Origin of the sequence: Streptomyces sp. NRRL WC-3626 (assembly GCF_000718785.1) — a bacterium.
GTDB classification, from domain to species: Bacteria; Actinomycetota; Actinomycetes; order Streptomycetales; family Streptomycetaceae; genus Streptomyces; species Streptomyces edwardsiae.
In genome coordinates, this window is the sequence record NZ_JOCA01000020.1 from 1 (window position 1) to 18,333 (window position 18,333).

17 protein-coding genes and 1 pseudogene are annotated in these 18,333 nt (G+C 71.7%); 4 read left to right on the forward strand and 14 right to left on the reverse strand.

The window, feature by feature from the left end:
* Window positions 1-493 (reverse strand): annotated as a pseudogene (locus tag IF28_RS0126120) (M23 family peptidase); the annotation flags it as partial.
* 437 nt (window positions 494-930) lie between these two features.
* Between IF28_RS0126120 and IF28_RS0126125 the strand changes: the two are divergent.
* Window positions 931-1,566, forward strand: a complete 636-nt coding sequence (locus tag IF28_RS0126125; RefSeq protein ID WP_030224925.1) for an HAD family acid phosphatase — start codon at window positions 931-933, stop codon at window positions 1,564-1,566.
* A 63-nt stretch (window positions 1,567-1,629) separates the two neighbouring features.
* Here IF28_RS0126125 and IF28_RS0126130 read toward each other — a convergent pair whose 3' ends face one another.
* Window positions 1,630-4,155, reverse strand: a complete 2,526-nt coding sequence (locus IF28_RS0126130; RefSeq protein ID WP_030224927.1) for an ATP-dependent Clp protease ATP-binding subunit — start codon at window positions 4,153-4,155, stop codon at window positions 1,630-1,632.
* 432 nt (window positions 4,156-4,587) lie between these two features.
* On the opposite strand from IF28_RS0126130, the gene IF28_RS0126135 reads away from it, so the two are divergent.
* On the forward strand, window positions 4,588-5,265 hold the full coding sequence (locus IF28_RS0126135; protein ID WP_030224929.1) for an SCO3374 family protein: 678 nt from the start codon (window positions 4,588-4,590) through the stop codon (window positions 5,263-5,265).
* On the opposite strand, the gene IF28_RS0126140 is transcribed toward IF28_RS0126135, so the two are convergent.
* From IF28_RS0126140 to IF28_RS0126185, 10 genes are all read right to left on the reverse strand, one after another.
* Window positions 5,244-5,579, reverse strand: coding sequence for a histone-like nucleoid-structuring protein Lsr2 (locus IF28_RS0126140; RefSeq protein ID WP_030224930.1), 336 nt, complete (start codon window positions 5,577-5,579; stop codon window positions 5,244-5,246). The genes IF28_RS0126135 and IF28_RS0126140 overlap by 22 nt on opposite strands.
* Window positions 5,580-5,778: 199 nt before the next feature.
* Window positions 5,779-6,312: an amino-acid N-acetyltransferase gene (locus IF28_RS0126145; protein WP_030224931.1), complete on the reverse strand. Its 534-nt coding sequence runs from the start codon at window positions 6,310-6,312 to the stop codon at window positions 5,779-5,781.
* Between the two features lie 9 nt (window positions 6,313-6,321).
* Window positions 6,322-6,723 carry a BlaI/MecI/CopY family transcriptional regulator gene (locus IF28_RS0126150; protein WP_078621426.1) on the reverse strand — a complete coding sequence of 134 codons (402 nt, stop codon included), beginning with the start codon at window positions 6,721-6,723 and terminating at the stop codon, window positions 6,322-6,324.
* 136 nt (window positions 6,724-6,859) lie between these two features.
* Window positions 6,860-7,039: a hypothetical protein gene (locus IF28_RS0126155; protein ID WP_030224933.1), complete on the reverse strand. Its 180-nt coding sequence runs from the start codon at window positions 7,037-7,039 to the stop codon at window positions 6,860-6,862.
* Between the two features lie 23 nt (window positions 7,040-7,062).
* On the reverse strand, window positions 7,063-7,641 hold the full coding sequence (locus IF28_RS0126160) for a hypothetical protein (protein ID WP_078621428.1): 579 nt from the start codon (window positions 7,639-7,641) through the stop codon (window positions 7,063-7,065).
* A gap of 493 nt (window positions 7,642-8,134) precedes the next feature.
* Window positions 8,135-8,932 (reverse strand): type III pantothenate kinase, encoded by a 798-nt coding sequence (locus tag IF28_RS0126165; protein WP_030224937.1) that lies wholly within the window; start codon window positions 8,930-8,932, stop codon window positions 8,135-8,137.
* A gap of 8 nt (window positions 8,933-8,940) precedes the next feature.
* On the reverse strand, window positions 8,941-9,915 hold the full coding sequence (gene nadC, locus IF28_RS0126170; protein WP_030224939.1) for a carboxylating nicotinate-nucleotide diphosphorylase: 975 nt from the start codon (window positions 9,913-9,915) through the stop codon (window positions 8,941-8,943).
* Between the two features lie 5 nt (window positions 9,916-9,920).
* Window positions 9,921-11,630: an L-aspartate oxidase gene (locus IF28_RS0126175; RefSeq protein WP_030224941.1), complete on the reverse strand. Its 1,710-nt coding sequence runs from the start codon at window positions 11,628-11,630 to the stop codon at window positions 9,921-9,923.
* A complete protein-coding gene (gene panC, locus IF28_RS0126180; RefSeq protein ID WP_030224943.1) occupies window positions 11,627-12,625 on the reverse strand; it encodes a pantoate--beta-alanine ligase in 999 nt (332 codons plus the stop codon). Before panC ends, IF28_RS0126175 begins: the two co-directional genes overlap by 4 nt.
* Window positions 12,622-13,560: a Rossmann-like and DUF2520 domain-containing protein gene (locus IF28_RS0126185; RefSeq protein WP_030224945.1), complete on the reverse strand. Its 939-nt coding sequence runs from the start codon at window positions 13,558-13,560 to the stop codon at window positions 12,622-12,624. Before IF28_RS0126185 ends, panC begins: the two co-directional genes overlap by 4 nt.
* A gap of 183 nt (window positions 13,561-13,743) precedes the next feature.
* Between IF28_RS0126185 and IF28_RS0126190 the strand changes: the two genes are divergently transcribed.
* Window positions 13,744-14,910 (forward strand): threonine aldolase family protein, encoded by a 1,167-nt coding sequence (locus IF28_RS0126190; protein WP_234325345.1) that lies wholly within the window; start codon window positions 13,744-13,746, stop codon window positions 14,908-14,910.
* A 69-nt stretch (window positions 14,911-14,979) separates the two neighbouring features.
* Window positions 14,980-16,086, forward strand: coding sequence for a DUF5937 family protein (locus IF28_RS0126195; RefSeq protein WP_030224949.1), 1,107 nt, complete (start codon window positions 14,980-14,982; stop codon window positions 16,084-16,086).
* Between the two features lie 225 nt (window positions 16,087-16,311).
* Here IF28_RS0126195 and IF28_RS0126205 read toward each other — a convergent pair whose 3' ends face one another.
* Together IF28_RS0126205 and IF28_RS0126210 are read right to left on the reverse strand one after the other, a co-directional pair.
* Entirely contained in the window at window positions 16,312-16,983 is a 672-nt protein-coding gene (locus IF28_RS0126205) for a response regulator (protein WP_030224951.1), read from the reverse strand.
* A gap of 66 nt (window positions 16,984-17,049) precedes the next feature.
* Complete coding sequence (locus IF28_RS0126210) at window positions 17,050-18,252, reverse strand: sensor histidine kinase (RefSeq protein WP_030224953.1); 1,203 nt, start codon at window positions 18,250-18,252, stop codon at window positions 17,050-17,052.
* Window positions 18,253-18,333: the final 81 nt, after the last annotated feature.

Genomic DNA, 18,333 nt, shown 5'->3' on the forward strand with positions numbered 1-18,333 from the left:
CGGCCTTGACGACGGTGCCGCCGTGCGCGGCCATGACCTTCGTGCCGGTCGGGACGGCGTAGTCCTGGCCGGAGTGCTTGTGCGCCCACATGCCGCCGTTCGCGGCGAAGCTCGCGGACAGCTTGTAGCTCTTGACCGGGTCGATCCAGGACGCGGCCTTCTTCTTGGCGGCCGCCTTCGCCGCCTTCTTCGCCTGGGCGGCCTTCTTCGCCTTGGCCGCCTGGGCCTTCGCGGCCTTCTCCGCCTTCGCCGCCTGGGCCTTCGCGGCCTTCTCCGCCTTCGCCGCCTGGATCTTCGCGGCCTTGGCCTGGGCGGCGGCCTGCGCCTCGACGGCAGTGGCGGCACTGGCGGCACCGGACGCGGCCGTGATGTCGGCGGCGGCCGCGACCCCGGCTCCCATCACGACCGAAGCCCCCAGACCGGCGGCCAGGACGGCCGCACGGGTGCGGATCTGGGACGTGCGGAAGAAGCGGGGCGTGACGCGCTGGGACATCTGAACCTCATCGGGAAGGGGACGTAGGAAAACCACCCGGCGGACGGATCCGCGCCTCGGTGGTGATTCATTGGTAGCCCTTCCGGACATAACCGCGCAAAGGTGTGACCTACGACGGAAAGTCGTAGAACGGTACTGAGATGCAGATCTCTTGACGCACCACCTCTACGGGGTGAAACCGCCCATTTAGAGCTGATCGATCAGCGTCGTGCGTCAAATGTCCGTTTTGTTGGATCTTTTTAGCCACTATTCCGGCTAGTACCGGACAAAGGGGCTGTGCAGCATGTCACCGGCGACCGGGTTCGGCCATTCCATAAATGTGGCGCAGGCCTCTAGGCGCCTACCGCCCGGTAACCCTACGGTTCACCTCGCGTCACCCTCGCAGACGAGCATGCACACGACATCCTGCAGCGTCACGGACGTGAGAGGACCTCGATATGACAACCCGACGCTCCTGGCCGGTCCGCGCATCGGTCACCGCCGTCTCCGCGGTCGCTCTGGTGGCCCTGGCCGCCCCGGCCGGGGCCGCCGCCCCCACGGCGGCGACCGCGTCCCCGGTGGCGGCCGCCGCCGCGGCGGACGTCGACTACGACACCTGGCAGCGCGACTGCAGGGCGGTCATGGACCAGGCACTGCCGTATCTGAAGGAGCGGATCGGGGACGCCGGGCCCGGCGAGAAGCAGGCGATCGTCCTCGACGTCGACAACACCGCGCTGGAGACCGACTTCGGCTTCAGCTTCCCGCAGCCCGCCAACGGGCCCGTGCTGGACGTGGCCGAGTACGCCCAGGACCACGGGGTGGCCGTCTTCTTCGTGACCGCCCGCCCCGGCATCATCCACGCGCCCACCGAGTGGAACCTGGAGCACGCCGGCTACGAGCCCGCCGGACTCCACGTACGCGGCTTCCTCGACCTGTTCCGGGACGTGGCCGAGTACAAGACGGCCCGGCGCGCCGCCATCGAGGCGAAGGGGTACACGATCGTCGCGAACATCGGCAACAGCGCGACCGATCTGTCGGGCGGGCACGCGGAGAGGACGTTCAAGCTGCCGGACTACGACGGTCAGCTCTCGTAACGCGGGCATGCGAAAGGGGCCGGCGCCTTCAGGCACCGGCCCCTTCTCGTCGCCGTGGGACGCCTACGCGTCCTTGCTCAGGTTCGGACCGGCTCCGCCGGCCGCCTGCTCGATCGGCGGGACGTCCGGCAGGGCCGCCTTCTCCTCACCCCGGAAGGTGAACGTGGCGGTCTCGCCCTCGCCCTCGGTGTCCACGACCACGATGTGACCGGGACGCAGCTCGCCGAAGAGGATCTTCTCCGACAGGCTGTCCTCGACCTCGCGCTGGATCGTGCGGCGCAGCGGCCGGGCGCCCAGCACCGGGTCGTAGCCCCGCTTGGACAGCAGTTCCTTGGCGGACTGGGAGAGCTCGATGCCCATGTCCCGGTCCTTCAGGCGCTCGTCCACCTTCTCGATCATCAGGTCGACGATCTTCAGGATGTCGTCCTGCGTGAGCTGCGGGAAGACCACCACGTCGTCGACCCGGTTGAGGAACTCGGGCCGGAAGTGCTGCTTGAGCTCGTCCTGGACCTTGTTCTTCATGCGCTCGTAGTTGGTCTTCGTGTCGCCGGCGGCGGCGAAGCCCAGGTTGAAGCCCTTGGAGATGTCCCTGGTGCCGAGGTTGGTCGTCATGATGATGACCGTGTTCTTGAAGTCCACGACCCGGCCCTGGGAGTCGGTCAGGCGACCGTCCTCCAGGATCTGCAGCAGCGAGTTGAAGATGTCCGGGTGGGCCTTCTCGACCTCGTCGAAGAGGACGACCGAGAACGGCTTGCGGCGCACCTTCTCCGTCAGCTGACCGCCCTCCTCGTAGCCCACGTAGCCGGGGGGCGAACCGAAGAGACGCGAGACCGTGTGCTTCTCGCTGAACTCCGACATGTCGAGGGAGATCAGCGCGTCCTCGTCACCGAAGAGGAACTCCGCCAGCGCCTTGGACAGCTCGGTCTTACCGACACCGGACGGGCCGGCGAAGATGAACGAGCCACCGGGACGCTTCGGGTCCTTCAGACCGGCACGCGTACGGCGGATCGCCTTGGACAGCGCCTTGACGGCGTCCTTCTGGCCGATGACCCGCTTGTGGAGCTCGTCCTCCATGCGCAGCAGGCGCGAGGACTCCTCCTCCGTGAGCTTGAAGACCGGGATACCGGTGGCCGTCGCGAGGACCTCGGCGATCAGGTCGCCGTCCACCTCGGCGACGACGTCCATGTCGCCGGCCTTCCACTCCTTCTCGCGCTTCGCCTTGGCGGAGAGGAGCTGCTTCTCCTTGTCGCGCAGGGAGGCGGCCTTCTCGAAGTCCTGCGAGTCGATCGCGGACTCCTTGTCCCGGCGGACACCGGCGATCTTCTCGTCGAACTCGCGCAGGTCCGGCGGCGCGGTCATCCGGCGGATGCGCATCCGGGAGCCGGCCTCGTCGATCAGGTCGATCGCCTTGTCCGGCAGGAAGCGGTCCGAGATGTAGCGGTCGGCGAGCGTGGCCGCCTGCACCAGGGCCTCGTCCGTGATGGAGACGCGGTGGTGCGCCTCGTAGCGGTCGCGCAGGCCCTTGAGGATCTCGATCGTGTGCGGCAGGGACGGCTCCGCGACCTGGATGGGCTGGAAGCGGCGCTCGAGGGCGGCGTCCTTCTCCAGGTGCTTGCGGTACTCGTCCAGCGTGGTGGCACCGATGGTCTGCAGCTCACCGCGGGCCAGCATCGGCTTGAGGATGCTCGCGGCGTCGATGGCGCCCTCGGCGGCACCCGCACCGACCAGCGTGTGCAGCTCGTCGATGAACAGGATGATGTCGCCGCGGGTGCGGATCTCCTTGAGCACCTTCTTCAGGCGCTCCTCGAAGTCACCGCGGTAGCGGGAGCCGGCGACCAGCGCACCGAGGTCCAGGGTGTAGAGGTGCTTGTCCTTGAGGGTCTCGGGCACCTCGCCCTTGACGATGGCCTGCGCGAGGCCCTCGACGACGGCGGTCTTGCCGACGCCGGGCTCACCGATCAGCACCGGGTTGTTCTTCGTACGGCGGGACAGCACCTGCATGACCCGCTCGATCTCCTTCTCGCGCCCGATGACCGGGTCGAGCTTGGACTCACGAGCGGCCTGGGTGAGGTTCCGGCCGAACTGGTCGAGGACCAGGGACGTGGAGGGCGTGCCCTCGGCAGGACCGCCGGCGGTGGCGGTCTCCTTGCCCTGGTAACCGGAGAGCAGCTGGATGACCTGCTGCCGCACCCGGTTGAGGTCGGCACCCAGCTTGACCAGGACCTGGGCGGCGACACCCTCGCCCTCACGGATCAGGCCGAGCAGGATGTGCTCCGTGCCGATGTAGTTGTGGCCGAGCTGAAGGGCCTCGCGGAGCGACAGCTCCAGGACCTTCTTGGCACGGGGGGTGAAGGGGATGTGACCCGACGGGGCCTGCTGGCCCTGCCCGATGATCTCCTCCACCTGCTGGCGGACCGCCTCGAGCGAAATCCCGAGGCTCTCAAGGGCCTTGGCGGCGACACCCTCACCCTCGTGGATCAGGCCCAGGAGGATGTGCTCGGTGCCGATGTAGTTGTGGTTGAGCATCCGGGCTTCTTCCTGAGCCAGGACGACAACCCGCCGCGCGCGGTCGGTGAACCTCTCGAACATCGTTAATCGCTCCTCAGAGCGGTCAGGCAGTGGGGGGAACTTCCCCTCCCTGTCCTTCCGCAGCTTAGTCCCGCAAGCGGGGACCGCTCATTCCAACTGCCGACACCGTCGATGGCCTCCTGACCCCGCTCACGCCGACATCTGCTCCAACCCGATGGTGCGAGACGATGTTCCCGCAGGCCAGGCAGTTACCCCCATCGCCAGTACGCCCATGGCGAACGGGAGACGTCCCGCCCTGCGTGTCGCCCCCTCCCACTAGGGATGTCTTACCCGCTGCTACGGACAGTCCATGCCGAGTGCACGGGTTCCCTCCGCTACGGGCGAACAACCTTGCGCCTCCCCGCACCCCCGCGCACCCCCCCGTTCGACACCGTTCGCTCACGGGTGAGCACCCAGCGTAACCCGCGGGGCGTCGGGGCGGTTGCGTCTGGCATGGTTCGCGCCGTCACCCCCGCAGTACCGCCCGCCCGCCGCCCGCTCACGCCGGGCGACGACGACGTACGGCACTGGTACGAGGACGTGCTGGGGTGGCCCACGGTGCCCGGGGAGCCGCCGCGGCTGGTGGTGGGGGTGCGCTTCGACGTCCTGGACGTGCCCGCGGAGGCGGGGTGCGCGGCGCTGGAACGCCTCGGGCGTTCGGGCGCTCTGGGGCGGGGGTTTCCCGTGGCGCTGTGCGGCGGCCGGATGAGCCTGCTCGTGGCGGCGGGCAGCGCGGAGGAGCTGCCGGGGCTGCTGGAGTGGCTGGACTGGGGTGCGCTGGAGCTGGACCTCGTGGCGGTCGGGACGGGGGGCCTCATGGAGGCGCCCTGTCCGCCGGTCGCGGCGTCCGGCAGCGACGGTCCCGGTGCCGCCCGGCCGCTTCCCCTGGGCCGGGGCGGTCCGCAGGGGGCCGCCGTGTGGTTGCGGCCCCCCGAGCCGGGGAGCGGGGCCGGGGCCTCGCTGCCGACGCTGTCGGCGATGGGTACGAGGGGTGCGCGGGGGGACGGTGCCGGCCCCCCGGATCTCGTGCGGCTGGTGGACACGGTGGCGACACAGGTCCACCGGGCCCGGCTGCGGCGTGCGGGTGCCGCCGCCGCGGGGGCCGTCGGTCAGCCGTTGGCCTTCTCGTAGGCCTCGCGGATGGACGCGGGGACACGGCCGCGGTCGTTGACCTCGTAGCCGTTCTCCTTCGCCCAGGCGCGGATGGCCGCGGTGTCCTGGCTGCCGCCGGAAGAAGCGCGCGCCTTTCCACGACCGCCGGAAGCGCGGCCTCCGGTGCGGCGACCGCCCTTCACGTAAGCCTCGAGAAGGCCGCGGAGCTTGTCCGCATTGGCGGTGGTGAGATCGATCTCGTACGTCTTGCCGTCCAACGCGAACGTCACGGTCTCGTCCGCCTCGCCGCCGTCGAGGTCGTCGACAAGAAGGACCTGAACCTTCTGTGCCACCGGATTTCCTTTCATCGATAACTTGAGGGCTGGGCCGTACCGGCGTCCGCCGTATCGCCGTCCCTTGTTATATGCAGTACTGCAGTACTCCGGAAAGCAAACCGCTTTTGCCGTAAAAACACAAACCCCTGGCAGAGACCCGCGGTCCTCTCCCGGCACGGAAACATGCGCGTTTCGGACATAGGGCACCGCGCGCAGATCACAGATGCAGAAGCATCCGGCTGTTGCCCAAGGTGTTCGGTTTCACGCGTTCGAGACCGAGGAACTCCGCGACACCCTCGTCATAGGAACGCAGCAACTCCGCGTACACGTCGGTGTCGACGGGGGTCTCCCCGATCTCCACGAAGCCGTGCTTCCCGAAGAAGTCCACTTCGAAGGTCAGGCAGAATACGCGGCGAACACCGAGCCAGCGGGCGGTTTCCAGCAACTTCTCCAGCACCCGGTGGCCCACGCCCGCGCCCTTGAGGCCGGGCTTGACCGCGAGAGTACGGACTTCCGCGAGGTCTTCCCACATCACGTGCAGGGCGCCGCAGCCGACGACCTCCGCGTTGTCGTCCCGTTCCGCGACCCAGAACTCCTGGATGTCCTCGTAAAGCGTCACCGTCGCTTTGTCGAGCAGGATGCGACCGCGGACGTAGGCGTCAAGGAGCCGGCGTACGGCGGCGACATCGCTGGTGCGGGCCCGTCTGACGGTGATGGCTTTTGCGGTGACTTCGGGACTGTCTGCTGACATGAGCGGACGCTATCGTCCGCCGGGCTCCTCCGCGGCGCCGGGGTTCTGCTCCGCCGGCGTTTGGGGGAGCTGGACGATGCGGACCGCGTCGGTGAGAGCCTGCCGCTGTTCCTCGCTCATCATGCCGAAGAAGGCGACGAGAGCGGCGGCGGCGTTGTCGCTCTGCGACCACGCCTCGTTCATGAGGGCGGCGGCGTAGGCGGCGCGAGTGGAGACCGCCTCATATCGATAGGCCCTGCCTTCCGCCTCTCTGCGCACCCAGCCCTTCTGATGGAGATTGTCCAGAACGGTCATCACCGTGGTGTACGCGATGGACCGGTCCTTCTGAAGATCTTCCAGGACTTCCCGAACGGTCACCGGGCGGTTCCACTTCCACACCCGTGTCATGACCGTGTCTTCGAGTTCTCCCAAGGGGCGAGGCACAACTCAGAACAATAGTGGGAAATCCCGGCGATGGCGTGCCGAACAGGCATGTTCAGCTGCACATACGAACAAAAAGGGCGTACGACCGTGGGTCGTACGCCCTGGAGGGGCCGGCCTGGGCGGATCAGGCCTCGGTGCGGGGCGCGGTGGGCTGGGAGCCCTGCGCCCGCGCGAGGGCCGCGTCGACGACCGCGTCCTCCTTGGTCTTGTTGGCGCCGCCCTGGGTCTTCACGATCACCCGGATGACGCCGACGAAGAGGACGGCCATGACGGCCGGGGGGAGGAGCGCGGAGACGTAGTCCATGGCTCCAGGGTAGGACAGGGCTCTCAGCCGGCGGCCAGGTGGTGGTCCGGCGCGGGCGGGGCGGGTTTGCGACGGGGGAAGACCTCGCCGGGGGTGGGGACGGGGCGGGGCGGCTTGGGGGCCGGGCCGGGCTGGGGCCGCGGTGTGGCGGGCGGCTGCTGCGCCGGGTCCTTCTCCTCTTCCCGGTCCTTCTCCGCCGCCGCGCGGCCGCCGGGGAGGGCCAGGAGGAGGGTGCGCCGGCTGAGGTGCAGAAGGGCGGCGGCGGTGGGGTTGCCGCGCAGGGCCCTGAGCGCGGCCAGGTCGTCGGGGCGGGGACGGTACCCGGCGCCCAGCGCCTCCTCGAGGAGCGTGAGGTAGCCGGCCGCGGTGCCGGGAAGGGCGGCGCGGTAGCGGCCGAGGTCGGCCAGGAGGAAGGCGCGCAGCCGGCCGCTCTCCCGCGTCGCCTCGTCGAGGTCTTCGGCGAGGCGGAGGCAGTCCTGGAGGTCGTCGGCCGAGGCGGGGGCGGGGGCGGGGTCCAGGGCGAGGACCAGAGCGCGCCGAAGCACACGCAGCTCCTCCACTCCGAACGCCAGTCCACCGCGAGATCCGTAAGGCGTGGGCATGCACCGACAGTACGCGCTAATCAGACAAACCCCCACGCGTGTCACATACGTGGCGCGAGACGCCACCCGGGTGGGCGGAGCCCCACACCCCCGGGCAGCCCGCCACTCCGCTCCCGCAGGTCCCCCGCCCCGCTCCCGCGGTTCCCGCCGCCCTGTTCCCGCCGTTCCCGCCGCCCGTTTCCCGCGCCTCCGCGCCCGCGCATCCGCACCCGTTTCCCGCGCATCCGCGCCCGCGGTTGCTCCCGCCGCTCTCGCGACTCCCCCGCTCCCGCGGTTCCCGGCGCTCCCGCGACTCCCCGCCCCGCTCCCGCCGTTTCCGCGGGCAGTCGTGCCGCAGGGCGGCACGGGTGGGCGCGACGGCACCCCGCAGGCGCCGGGCTGCGCCGACACCCCCCGCCCAGCCGTCGCACCGGGCCCCGCCGTACGGGTGGGCGCGACGGCACCGGGCAGCGGCGCCGACGCCCGCGCGGGGACGCGCGCCCCCTCCATGCGCCTACATGCGCGACATGTTGCGTTCGTAGACCAGCCGCAACCCCACCAGCGTCAGCCACGGCTCATGCTCGTCGATGACCGAGCTCTCCCCCAGCACCATCGGCGCCAGCCCACCCGTCGCGATCACCGTCACCTCGTCGGGATCGTCCGCCAGCTCACGGGCCATCCGGTTCACCACCCCGTCGACCTGCCCGGCGAACCCGTAGATGATGCCGGACTGCATCGCCTCCACCGTGTTCTTGCCGATCACACTCCGCGGCCGGGCCACCTCGATCTTGCGCAGCTGCGCACCGCGCACCCCGAGCGCCTCGACGGAGATCTCGATGCCGGGGGCGATGACACCGCCGATGTACTCCCCCCGCGCGGAGACCGCGTCGAACGTCGTCGCCGTACCGAAGTCCACGACGATCGCCGGCCCGCCGTAGAGGTCGACCGCGGCGACCGCGTTGATGATGCGGTCCGCGCCAACCTCCTTGGGGTTGTCGGTGAGGATCGGCACGCCGGTCTTCACCCCCGGCTCCACGAGCACCGCGGGCACGTCGCCGTAGTAGCGGCGGGTGACCTCACGCAGCTCGTGCAGCACGGACGGCACCGTCGCGCAGATCGCGATGCCGTCGATGCCGTCGCCCAGTTCCTCGCCGAGCAGCGGGTGCATGCCCATCAGGCCCTGGAGGAGGACCGCGAGTTCGTCCGCCGTACGGCGCGCGTCCGTGGAGATGCGCCAGTGTTCGACGATGTCGTCACCGTCGAAGAGCCCCAGGACGGTGTGTGTGTTGCCTACGTCGATCGTCAGCAGCATGGCCGGTCCTACTCCGCAGCCCGCAGGTCGAGGCCGATGTCCAGGATGGGCGAGGAGTGGGTCAGGGCGCCCACGGCCAGGTAGTCGACGCCCGTGTCCGCGTACGCCTTCGCGTTGACGAGCGTGAGGCGGCCCGACGCCTCCAGCGCGGCCCGGCCGTCGACCAGCGCCACCGCCTCCGCGCACTCGCCCGGCGTGAAGTTGTCCAGCAGGATCAGGTCGGCGCCGGCGTCCAGCACGTCGCGCAGCTGGTGCAGGGTGTCGACCTCGACCTCGATCGGGACGTCGGGGAAGCGCTCGCGGACCGCGGTGAACGCCTCGGCGACACCGCCGGCCGCCACCACGTGGTTGTCCTTGACCAGGGCCGCGTCGGAGAGGGACATGCGGTGGTTGACGCCGCCGCCGCAGCGCACGGCGAACTTCTCCAGGCTGCGCAGTCCGGGAGTGGTCTTGCGGGTGTCGCGGACCTTCGCCCTGGTGCCTTCGAGAACGTCCGCCCACGCGCGCGTGGCGGTCGCGATGCCCGACAGCCGGCACAGGAGGTTCAGGGCGCTGCGTTCCGCGGTGAGGATGTCGCGGGTGCGGGTGGTGACGGAGAGCAGGGTCTGGCCGGCCTCGACGCGGTCGCCGTCCTCCGCGTGGCGTTCGACCTCGAACTCCTCCGTGCAGACGATCGACATGACCGCCTCGGCGATCCGCAGGCCCGCCACGGTGCCCGCCTCCCGCGCGGTGAAGTCGGCGGTGGCGACGGCGTCCTCGGAGATGGTGGCGACCGTCGTCACGTCCACTCCGTGGGCCAGGTCCTCCTGGAGGGCGACGTTGGCGATGTCCTCGACCTCGACGGGGTCGAGGCCGGCGTCGGCCAGGAGCTGGGCGAGCGCGGGGTCGAGGCCGCACTCCAGGTAGGTGTCCTCGTCGGCGCCGCAGGCGCAGCCGTCGCCACAGCCGCCGGAGGAGACGAGGGGAAGGTCGGGGGTGGTCACTGCTGTCACTGCTCCTGGGCGTCGGTGAGGGTCGGGGGGAAGTCTGTGGTGTCGGTGGTGTGCGCCGCCAGCGATCGGTCCGGATTCAGCCGTACGACGATGTGGCGGCGCCATGCCGCGTCGTCGCGCTCGGGGCGGTCCTCGCGCCAGTGGCAGCCGCGCGTCTCCTCGCGCCGCTGCGCGGCGGCGACCAGGACGCGGGCCACGCACAGGAGGTTGGTGGCCTCCCAGGTGTCGACGCCGGGCTCGGCGGTCTTGCCGTTCTCGTCGAGGGCGTCGCGCGCGTCCGCGTGCAGCCGGTGGAGCCGGTCGGCGGCCTCGGCGAGGGAGTCGGCGGAGCGCAGGACGCCCGCGCCCCTGGTCATGGCCCGCTGGACGGTGAGGCGGGCCTCCGGAGGGAGCAGGGGGTAGGCGGGGCGTTCCGTCGCGGGGAGCGGCTGCGGCACCCGCGCGGGGAGGGTGTGTCCCGCGCGGGCGATGTCGGCGGCGATCCGCTCGGCGTAGACCAGCCCCTCCAGGAGGGAGTTGGAGGCCAGCCGGTTGGCGCCGTGCACACCGGTGCAGGCGGTCTCGCCGCACGCGTACAGGCCGGGCACGGTGGTGCGGCCGCGGGAGTCGGTGCGGACGCCGCCGGAGGCGTAGTGGGCGGCCGGGGCGACCGGGATGGGCTCGGTGACCGGGTCGATCCCGTGGGCGCGGCAGGCGGCGAGGATCGTGGGGAAGCGGTGTTCCCACATCTCGGCGCCGAAGTGGCGGGCATCGAGATACATGTGCTCGGCGTGCCGCTCCCGCATACGCCGCATGATGCCCTTGGCGACGATGTCGCGCGGGGCCAGTTCGGCGAGTTCGTGCTGCCCCTGCATGAAGCGCACGCCGTCGGCGTCCACCAGGTGGGCGCCCTCGCCGCGTACCGCCTCGGAGACCAGCGGCTGCTGGCCCTCCGCGTCCGGGCCGAGGAAGAGCACCGTGGGGTGGAACTGGACGAATTCGAGGTCGCTCACCTCGGCGCCCGCGCGCAGCGCGAGCGCCACGCCGTCGCCCGTGGAGACGGAGGGGTTCGTGGTCGCGGAGAAGACCTGGCCCATGCCGCCGGTCGCCAGGACCACGGCGGGCGCGTGGACGGCGCCCACACCGTCGTGCTGGCCCTCCCCCATGACATGCAGGGTGACGCCGGCGGTGCGGCCGTCCGCGTCGGTGAGGAGGTCCAGGACCAGGGCGTTCTCGACGGTGCGCAGCCCGCGTGCGCGGACCGCCTCGACCAGGGCGCGGGATATCTCCGCGCCGGTGGCGTCGCCGCCCGCGTGGGCGATGCGGCGACGGTGGTGGCCGCCCTCGCGCGTGAGCTCCAGTGCGCCGTCGGTCGACTCGTCGAAGTGCGCGCCGGTCGCGATGAGGCGGCGTACGGCGTCGGGTCCCTCGGTGACGAGGATGCGCACCGCCTCCTCGTCGCAGAGGCCGGCACCGGCGACCAGGGTGTCGTCCAGGTGCTGTTCGGGGGTGTCGCCGTCGCCGAGGGCGGCGGCGATGCCGCCCTGGGCCCAGCGGGTGGAGCCGTCGTCGAGGCGGGCCTTGGTGACGACGACCGTCGTCAGGCCCGCGGCCTCGCAGCGCAGGGCGGCGGTGAGGCCGGCCACGCCGGAGCCGACGACCACGACGTCCGCGTCGATGGACCACCCGGGCGCGGGCGCGTGCAGTCGTATGCCTGTGCTGGTCACGAGGCGGCTCCGAAGGTTCCGAAGGTCAGGGTGGTGTTGTCGATCAGGCGGGTGGAGCCCACGCGTGCGGCCACGGCGAGGACGGCCTCGCCGCTGAACCCGTCGCCGATCTCGGTGAAGTCTGCGGGGTCGACCAGGGCCAGGTAGTCCAGTGTGAGCGGCGGTGTGAGGCGCGCGGCATCGTCGAGGACCAGGCGGGCGGCGGCCCGGACGGCGGCGGGGCCGCCGGCGGTGGTGGCGACGGCGTGCGTGTCGGCCGCCGCGCGGGACTCTCCTATGGCGCTGAGCGCCTCGGCACGCGCGCGCGTGGCGGGCACTTCGCTCGCCCGCGCGCGCAGCGCCTGCTGCGCGGCGTGCCGGTCGCGGCCGGCGAACAGGGCCTGCGACAGGGCGAGCGCGGTCTGCCGCTCGGCGGCCGAGAGGTAGCGGTTGCGGCTGGACAGGGCGAGCCCGTCCTCCTCGCGGACGGTGGGCACGCCGACGATCTCGACGCCGAAGTTCAGGTCGCGCACCATACGGCGGATCAGGGCGAGCTGCTGGGCGTCCTTCTGGCCGTACAGGGCGATGTCGGGGCGGGTGAGGTGGAGCAGCTTGGCGACGACGGTGAGCATGCCGTCGAAGTGGCCGGGGCGCGCCGCGCCCTCCAGGCGTTCGCCCATGGGGCCGGCGCTGACGCGGACCTGGGGTTCGCCGCCCGGGTAGACCTCGTCCGCGGACGGGGCGAAGACGGCGTCGGCACCGGACCGTCCGGCCAGCTCGAGGTCGGCGTCGAGGGTGCGCGGATAGCGGTCCAGGTCCTCGCCCGCGCCGAACTGCAGCGGGTTGACGAAGACGGTGACCACGACCTCGCCCTCGGGGCCTGCGGTCTCCCGCGCGGTGCGGATGAGCGTGGCGTGGCCCTCGTGCAGGGCGCCCATGGTCATCACGACGGCACGGCGGCCCGCACGCGCGCGTGCGCGCAGTTCGGCGGCGGTGCGCAGCAGGGTGGCGGTCATCGGTCCTCTCCCGGGTTGCTTCGCTTGCCGTCGGTTCCGTCCGCGAGCACCCCGAGGAGGTCCTCCGCGAGTTCCGGCTTCAGCAGGCCGTGGGCGAGGGCGCGGTCGGCGGTCGCTCGGGCCATCGCCAGATAGCCGGCGACGGCCCCCGGGGCGTGCCGGCGCAACTCGGTGACGTGCGCGGCGACCGTGCCCGCGTCACCGCGCGCCACGGGGCCGGTGAGGGCCGCGTCACCGGAGCGCAGGGCGTTGTCCAGGGCGGCGCCGAGCAGTGGGCCGAGCATCCGGTCGGGCGCCTCGACGCCGGCCGTGCGCAGCAGTTCCAGGGACTGGGCCACCAGGGTGACCAGGTGGTTGGCGCCCAGGGCGAGGGCGGCGTGGTAGAGCGGGCGGTTCTCCTCGGCGATCCACTCCGGCTCGCCGCCCATCTCGATGACGAGCGCCTCGGCGGCCAGCCGCAGCTCCTCGGGGGCGGTGACGCCGAACGAGCACCCGGCGAGGCGCTGCACGTCGACGGGGGTGCCGGTGAACGTCATCGCGGGATGCAGGGCCAGCGGCAGGGCGCCGGCCCGCAGGGCGGGGTCGAGGACCTTCGCGCCGTAGCGCCCGGAGGTGTGCACGAGCAGCTGGCCCGGCCGTACCGCGCCGGTGTCGGCGAGTCCGGAGACCAGCTCGGGCAGCGCGTCGTCCGGGACGGTCAGCAGCACCAGTTCGGACCGCTGGAGGACCTCGGCGGGCGGCACCACCGGCACGTCGGGGAGCATCTGCCCGGCACGCCTGCGGGAGGTCTCGGAGACGGCGGAGACCGCCACCGGGCGGTGCCCGGCGAGCTGGAGGGACGCGGCCAGAGCGGGGCCCACGCGTCCGGCGCCTACGACGCCGACGGTGAGCCGCGCGGGGCGGTCCCGGGGATCTGGCTGTGGGGTTGTGTTCACGCGACGGCGGCCTTCCCGTTCCAGTCCGCTCGGGGTACCGGACGATTTCTCGTCATGTTAACGCGATCGGTTCCGGGGGCGACCGGTTGTCCACAGGCTGTGGGTTTCCGCGCGCCCGCCGAAAGTCGCGGCCGTACGGAAATGAGGGTGCCCGCGCGGACGCGGACGGGGATGATCGCGCGCATGAGTGACACCGACGACGCCACGAGCGACACGAGCGACACCCCGACGCTGCGCGAACGCCGGATCGCCGCCTGGCGCGCGGCCCCGCGCGTGCTCGCGCGCCTCGGCTTCCTCGCCCCGCTCCGGGAGCGGCTGGCCCTCCTGGAGGCGGCCGGCGGCGTGTACGACCTCGACGAGACGTCCGACATCTACGGCAACGGAGTCGTCGAGGCCCTGGAGAAGCGGGTCGCCGGCCTGCTCGGCACCGAGGCCGCCGCGTTCTTCCCGACCGGCACGATGGCGCAGCAGGTCGCCCTGCGCTGCTGGGCGGGCCGCACCGGCACCCCGGCGGTGGCCCTGCACCCGCTCAGCCACCCCGAGGTGTACGAACGGAACGCGTTCAGCCAGGTCAGCGGCCTCCGCCCGGTGCGGATGACGAACGAGCCCCGGCTGCCCACCGCCGCAGAGGTGCGCGACTTCGAGGAGCCCTTCGGGGCGCTGATGCTGGAGCTGCCGCTGCGGGACGCCGGTTTCGTGCTGCCCACGTGGGAGGAGCTGACCGAGGTCGTGGACGCCGCGCGGGAACGCGACGCGGTCGTGCACTTCGACGGGGCCCGGCTGTGGGAGTGCACCAAGCACTTCGGGCGGCCGCTGGCGGAGATCGCGGGCCTCGCGGACAGCGTCTACGTGTCGTTCTACAAGTCCCTCGACGCGTTCGGCGGCGCCGCGCTCGCCGGGCCCTCGAGCCTGATCGAGGAGGCGCGCGCGTGGCGGCACCGGTACGGGGGGAATGTGTTCCAGCAGTTCCCGACCGCGCTGTCGGCGTTGATCGGGCTGGAGCGGGAGCTGCCTCGGCTGCCGTCGTACGTGCGGCACGCGCGTGTGGTGGCGGCTGCCCTGCGGGAGGGGCTGGAGGCAGGGGGGTTGCCCTGGTTCCGGGTGCATCCCGAGGTGCCGTACACGTACGACTTCCAGGTGTCGCTGCCGTATGACGCGGATGTGGTCGCCGAGGTGGCGATCCGGGCGGCCGAGGAGACGGGAACCGTGCTCTTCGCCAACCACTGGGATCCGAAGGGACCGGGGCTGTCCTTCACGGAGGTGTACGTGCGTTCCGCGGGGCTGGAGTGGACGGCCGAGGACGTCCGCGCGGCGGCGGTGGAGTTCGCGCGGCGGCTGCTCCGGGCCTGAGGGTTTACTCGCCCTGGCGAGACCCCCCTCGCTCTCAGGCCCGGCGCGGACAAGGTGCACCATGTGGGCATGAGCGTGAGCATCGACATCGCGGGGCTCCGGCCGGAGAGGGTCGCCGTCGTGCCCTCGCCCCTCGCCGAGCTCGGCATGGCGCTGCACGCGCTGTCCGAGCCGGGGCACCACCCGGGACTCCAGGGCTGGGTGACGGGCGTGACCGCACGGCTGGACCCGCATCTCGCGGACCGGATGTGCGAGGCCGACTTCCTGTGGCGCACGACGTTCTCGGACCTGTTCCTGCCGAGCGCCGGCCTACCGGGCCGCGCGACGCTTCCGGGCGGGACCCTCGACGAGGAACTGGACCTGCTGGACAAGTTGTCCGACGAGCAGTTCGTGGGCGCCGCCCTGGAGTTCACCTGCGCGCTCCCCTACGGCGCTCCGGGCGCGGGCCCGCTCACCGACGAGAACCTGCGGCGCCGCTCGCTGGAGCTGGCCGCCGCGCGGGGGCCGCGCCAGACGGAGTTCACCGAGCGGCTGCTCGCCGACCCGCCGCGGATCAGGGCCTGGCTGCGGCGCTTCCTGCGGGACTGCGACGAGGCGTTCTTCGCCGAGGCGTGGTCCCGGCTGCGGCATCAGCTCGCCGCGGACACCCGCCACAAGACCGACCTGCTCCGGCACAAGGGACTGGCCGGGGCACTGGCGGCGGTGTCCCCCGCGGTGACGCTCGACGAGGCCACCGCGCGGATCACCGTCGACAAGCTGGGCGAGGGCCGTACGGCGACGGGGGACGGCGGGCTGCTGCTGATCCCGACCAGTCTCGGCTGGCCGCATCTGATGGTGCTGCACCGGTACGGCTGGCAGCCGGTGCTGCACTACCCGGTCGGCTCCTCCGAACCGGCCGCCCCGCCGACGGTCGAGCAGCTGGCCCTGCGGATGACCGCGCTGTCCCACCCGGTCCGCATGCACATGTGCCGCCACCTCGCCCGCAGCGCGTACACCACGGGCGAGCTGGTCCAGGTGCACGGTATGACGGCGCCGGAGATATCCCGGCACCTGAGCGTGCTGAAGAAGGCCGGCCTGGTCACCACCCGCCGCCGTGGGCGTTACGTGCTGCACCAGTTGGACGTGACGGTGGTGGCCCGGCTCGGCAGCGACTTCCTGGAGGGGATTCTGCGCTGAGGACGCGTACCGCGCGTGCGGTCAGTCCCAGCGGATGTGCCGGATGCCCGCGAAGTGGCCGGAGTCCGTGACGGTCATGGGGGCGGTCACCACGCCGTCCTGCTCGGTCACGGGCCAGGTCGAGGACCTCGACGGAGCCCCGCCGCCAGGACTCCAGGTCCTGGAAGTCGCCGCCGCAGTCCGGGCGGCGGCGTGCGCGCACGCTACCGGCGCGCGGCCGTCCGTTCAGCCGTGTCCGCCGGCCCGTACCAGGCCCGTCTCGTAGGCGAGGACGACGACCTGTACGCGGTCGCGCAGGCCCAGCTTGGTGAGGATGCGTCCCACGTGTGTCTTCACGGTCGCCTCGGAGAGCACGAGGCGGGCCGCGATCTCGCCGTTGGACAGGCCCTGCGCGACCAGCACCATGACCTCGCGCTCACGCTCGGTGAGGCGTTCCAGCTGCTTGTGCTCGGGCTGCGCGCCCGTGCTGGGCAGCATCGGCGCGAACCGGTCCAGGAGCCGGCGGGTGGTGGAGGGCGCGACCACGGCGTCACCGCTGTGCACCGCGCGGATGGCGGCGAGCAGTTCGCCCGGCGGCACGTCCTTGAGCATGAAGCCGGACGCGCCCGCCTTGAGGCCGGAGAAGGCGTACTCGTCGAGGTCGAAGGTGGTGAGGATCAGCACCTTCGGCGGGTCGGTGTCCGCGCAGATCCGGCGGGTCGTCTCCACGCCGTCGAGCTTGGGCATGCGGACGTCCATCAGGACGACGTCGACGGCGGTGGACCGCAGCACCTCCAGCGCCTCGACGCCGTTGCCCGCCTCCGCCACGACGTCCATGTCCGGCTGGGCGGCGAGCACCATCCGGAACCCGGTGCGCAGCAGCACCTGGTCGTCGACGAGCATCACGCGGATCGTCATCGGGGGCCTCTTCCGTTGGTTCGTCGCAGGGGGTGTGACAGGTGTCGGCGGGGGCGTGCGCGGGCGTCAATGCGCGGGTTTGAGCGGCAGCAGCACACTGATGCGGAATCCTCCGCCCGGGCGCGGGCCCGCGTCCAGGGTGCCGCCGACCATGCCGACCCGTTCGCGCATGCCGATCAGGCCGTGGCCCTGGCCGTCGAAACCACCCTCCTCGTACAGCTCGTGGGGGGCGCCCTTGCCGTCGTCCTCCACGAGAAGGCCCAGGCCGTCGTCGAAGTACACCAGGCGCACGCTGGCGCCCACGTCGGAGCCGCCGTGCTTGCGCGTGTTGGTGAGCGCCTCCTGCACGATGCGGTACGCGGTGAGCTCGACGCCGCTGGGCAGCGGGCGCGGCGTGCCCTCGACCTTGAAGTCCACCGGCAGTCCGGACCCCCGGCACTGCTCGACCAGGTCCTCTATCTGCTGCACGTCGGGCTGGGGCACGTACTCCCCGGCCTCCTGGTGCTCGCCGGTGCGCAGTACGCCCAGCAGGCGGCGCATCTCGGCGAGGGCCTGGCGGCCGGTGGAGGAGATCGTCTCCAGGGCCTTCTTCGCCTGGTCGGGTGCGGCGTCGAGGACGTAGGCGGCGCCGTCGGCCTGCACCACCATCACCGACACGTTGTGTGCGACGACGTCGTGCAGCTCGCGGGCTATCCGCGCGCGTTCGGCGGCGACCGCGACCTTGGCCTGCGCCTCACGCTCCTTCTCCAGCCGGGCGGCCCGCTCCTCCAGCTGCGCGAAGTACGCGCGGCGGGTGCGGATGGAGTCGCCGAGCACCCACGCGAGGGCGAAGGGCACCGCCTGGAAGACCGTTATGGCGATGTTCTCGACCGTGTTCGCCTCATGGTTGGGCCAACGCAACTGCGCCAGCGGGGCCGCGACCAGGGCGGCGGACAGCGCGAGCCGGGAGGACCAGCGCGCCCCGACCGCCGCGACCGTGTAGACGATCACCAGCAGGGCGAAGTCGACGGGCATCGGCGCCACGTCCGTGATCAGCTGTCCCACACCCACGGCGAGGGCGAGGATCAGCATCCGCTCCGGCATCCGGCGGCGCAGGGCGACGACCAGCGACAGCAGCAGCATGACCGGCACGGTGAGGGCCGGCAGATCCGTCCCCCGGCTCTCCTCCATGGTGGTTCCGCTGAGCACCGAGATCCCGAAGAGGACCACGGCCCAGAAGCCGTCCACCCAGGTCGGGTGTCTGCGGAGGAAGTCATAGAGGAGTTGCACGTAACCCAGCGTAGGGAAGCGAAATGCGTGCAGGGGTCAACCGGAGGGCCGATCCCTGGTCGGCACGTGTACTCCGCAAGG

What these genes read in the sequence shown, in the direction of transcription:
- IF28_RS0126125 (WP_030224925.1), top strand. Translation starts at nt 931, where the DNA reads ATGACAACCCGACGCTCCTGGCCGGTCCGCGCATCGGTCACCGCCGTC.
- IF28_RS0126130 (WP_030224927.1), bottom strand. Translation starts at nt 4,155, where the DNA reads ATGTTCGAGAGGTTCACCGACCGCGCGCGGCGGGTTGTCGTCCTGGCT.
- IF28_RS0126135 (WP_030224929.1), top strand. Translation starts at nt 4,588, where the DNA reads ATGGTTCGCGCCGTCACCCCCGCAGTACCGCCCGCCCGCCGCCCGCTC.
- IF28_RS0126145 (WP_030224931.1), bottom strand. Translation starts at nt 6,312, where the DNA reads ATGTCAGCAGACAGTCCCGAAGTCACCGCAAAAGCCATCACCGTCAGA.
- IF28_RS0126155 (WP_030224933.1), bottom strand. Translation starts at nt 7,039, where the DNA reads ATGGACTACGTCTCCGCGCTCCTCCCCCCGGCCGTCATGGCCGTCCTC.
- IF28_RS0126160 (WP_078621428.1), bottom strand. Translation starts at nt 7,641, where the DNA reads ATGCCCACGCCTTACGGATCTCGCGGTGGACTGGCGTTCGGAGTGGAG.
- IF28_RS0126165 (WP_030224937.1), bottom strand. Translation starts at nt 8,932, where the DNA reads ATGCTGCTGACGATCGACGTAGGCAACACACACACCGTCCTGGGGCTC.
- panC (WP_030224943.1), bottom strand. Translation starts at nt 12,625, where the DNA reads ATGACCGCCACCCTGCTGCGCACCGCCGCCGAACTGCGCGCACGCGCG.
- IF28_RS0126190 (WP_234325345.1), top strand. Translation starts at nt 13,744, where the DNA reads ATGAGTGACACCGACGACGCCACGAGCGACACGAGCGACACCCCGACG.
- IF28_RS0126195 (WP_030224949.1), top strand. Translation starts at nt 14,980, where the DNA reads ATGAGCGTGAGCATCGACATCGCGGGGCTCCGGCCGGAGAGGGTCGCC.
- IF28_RS0126205 (WP_030224951.1), bottom strand. Translation starts at nt 16,983, where the DNA reads ATGACGATCCGCGTGATGCTCGTCGACGACCAGGTGCTGCTGCGCACC.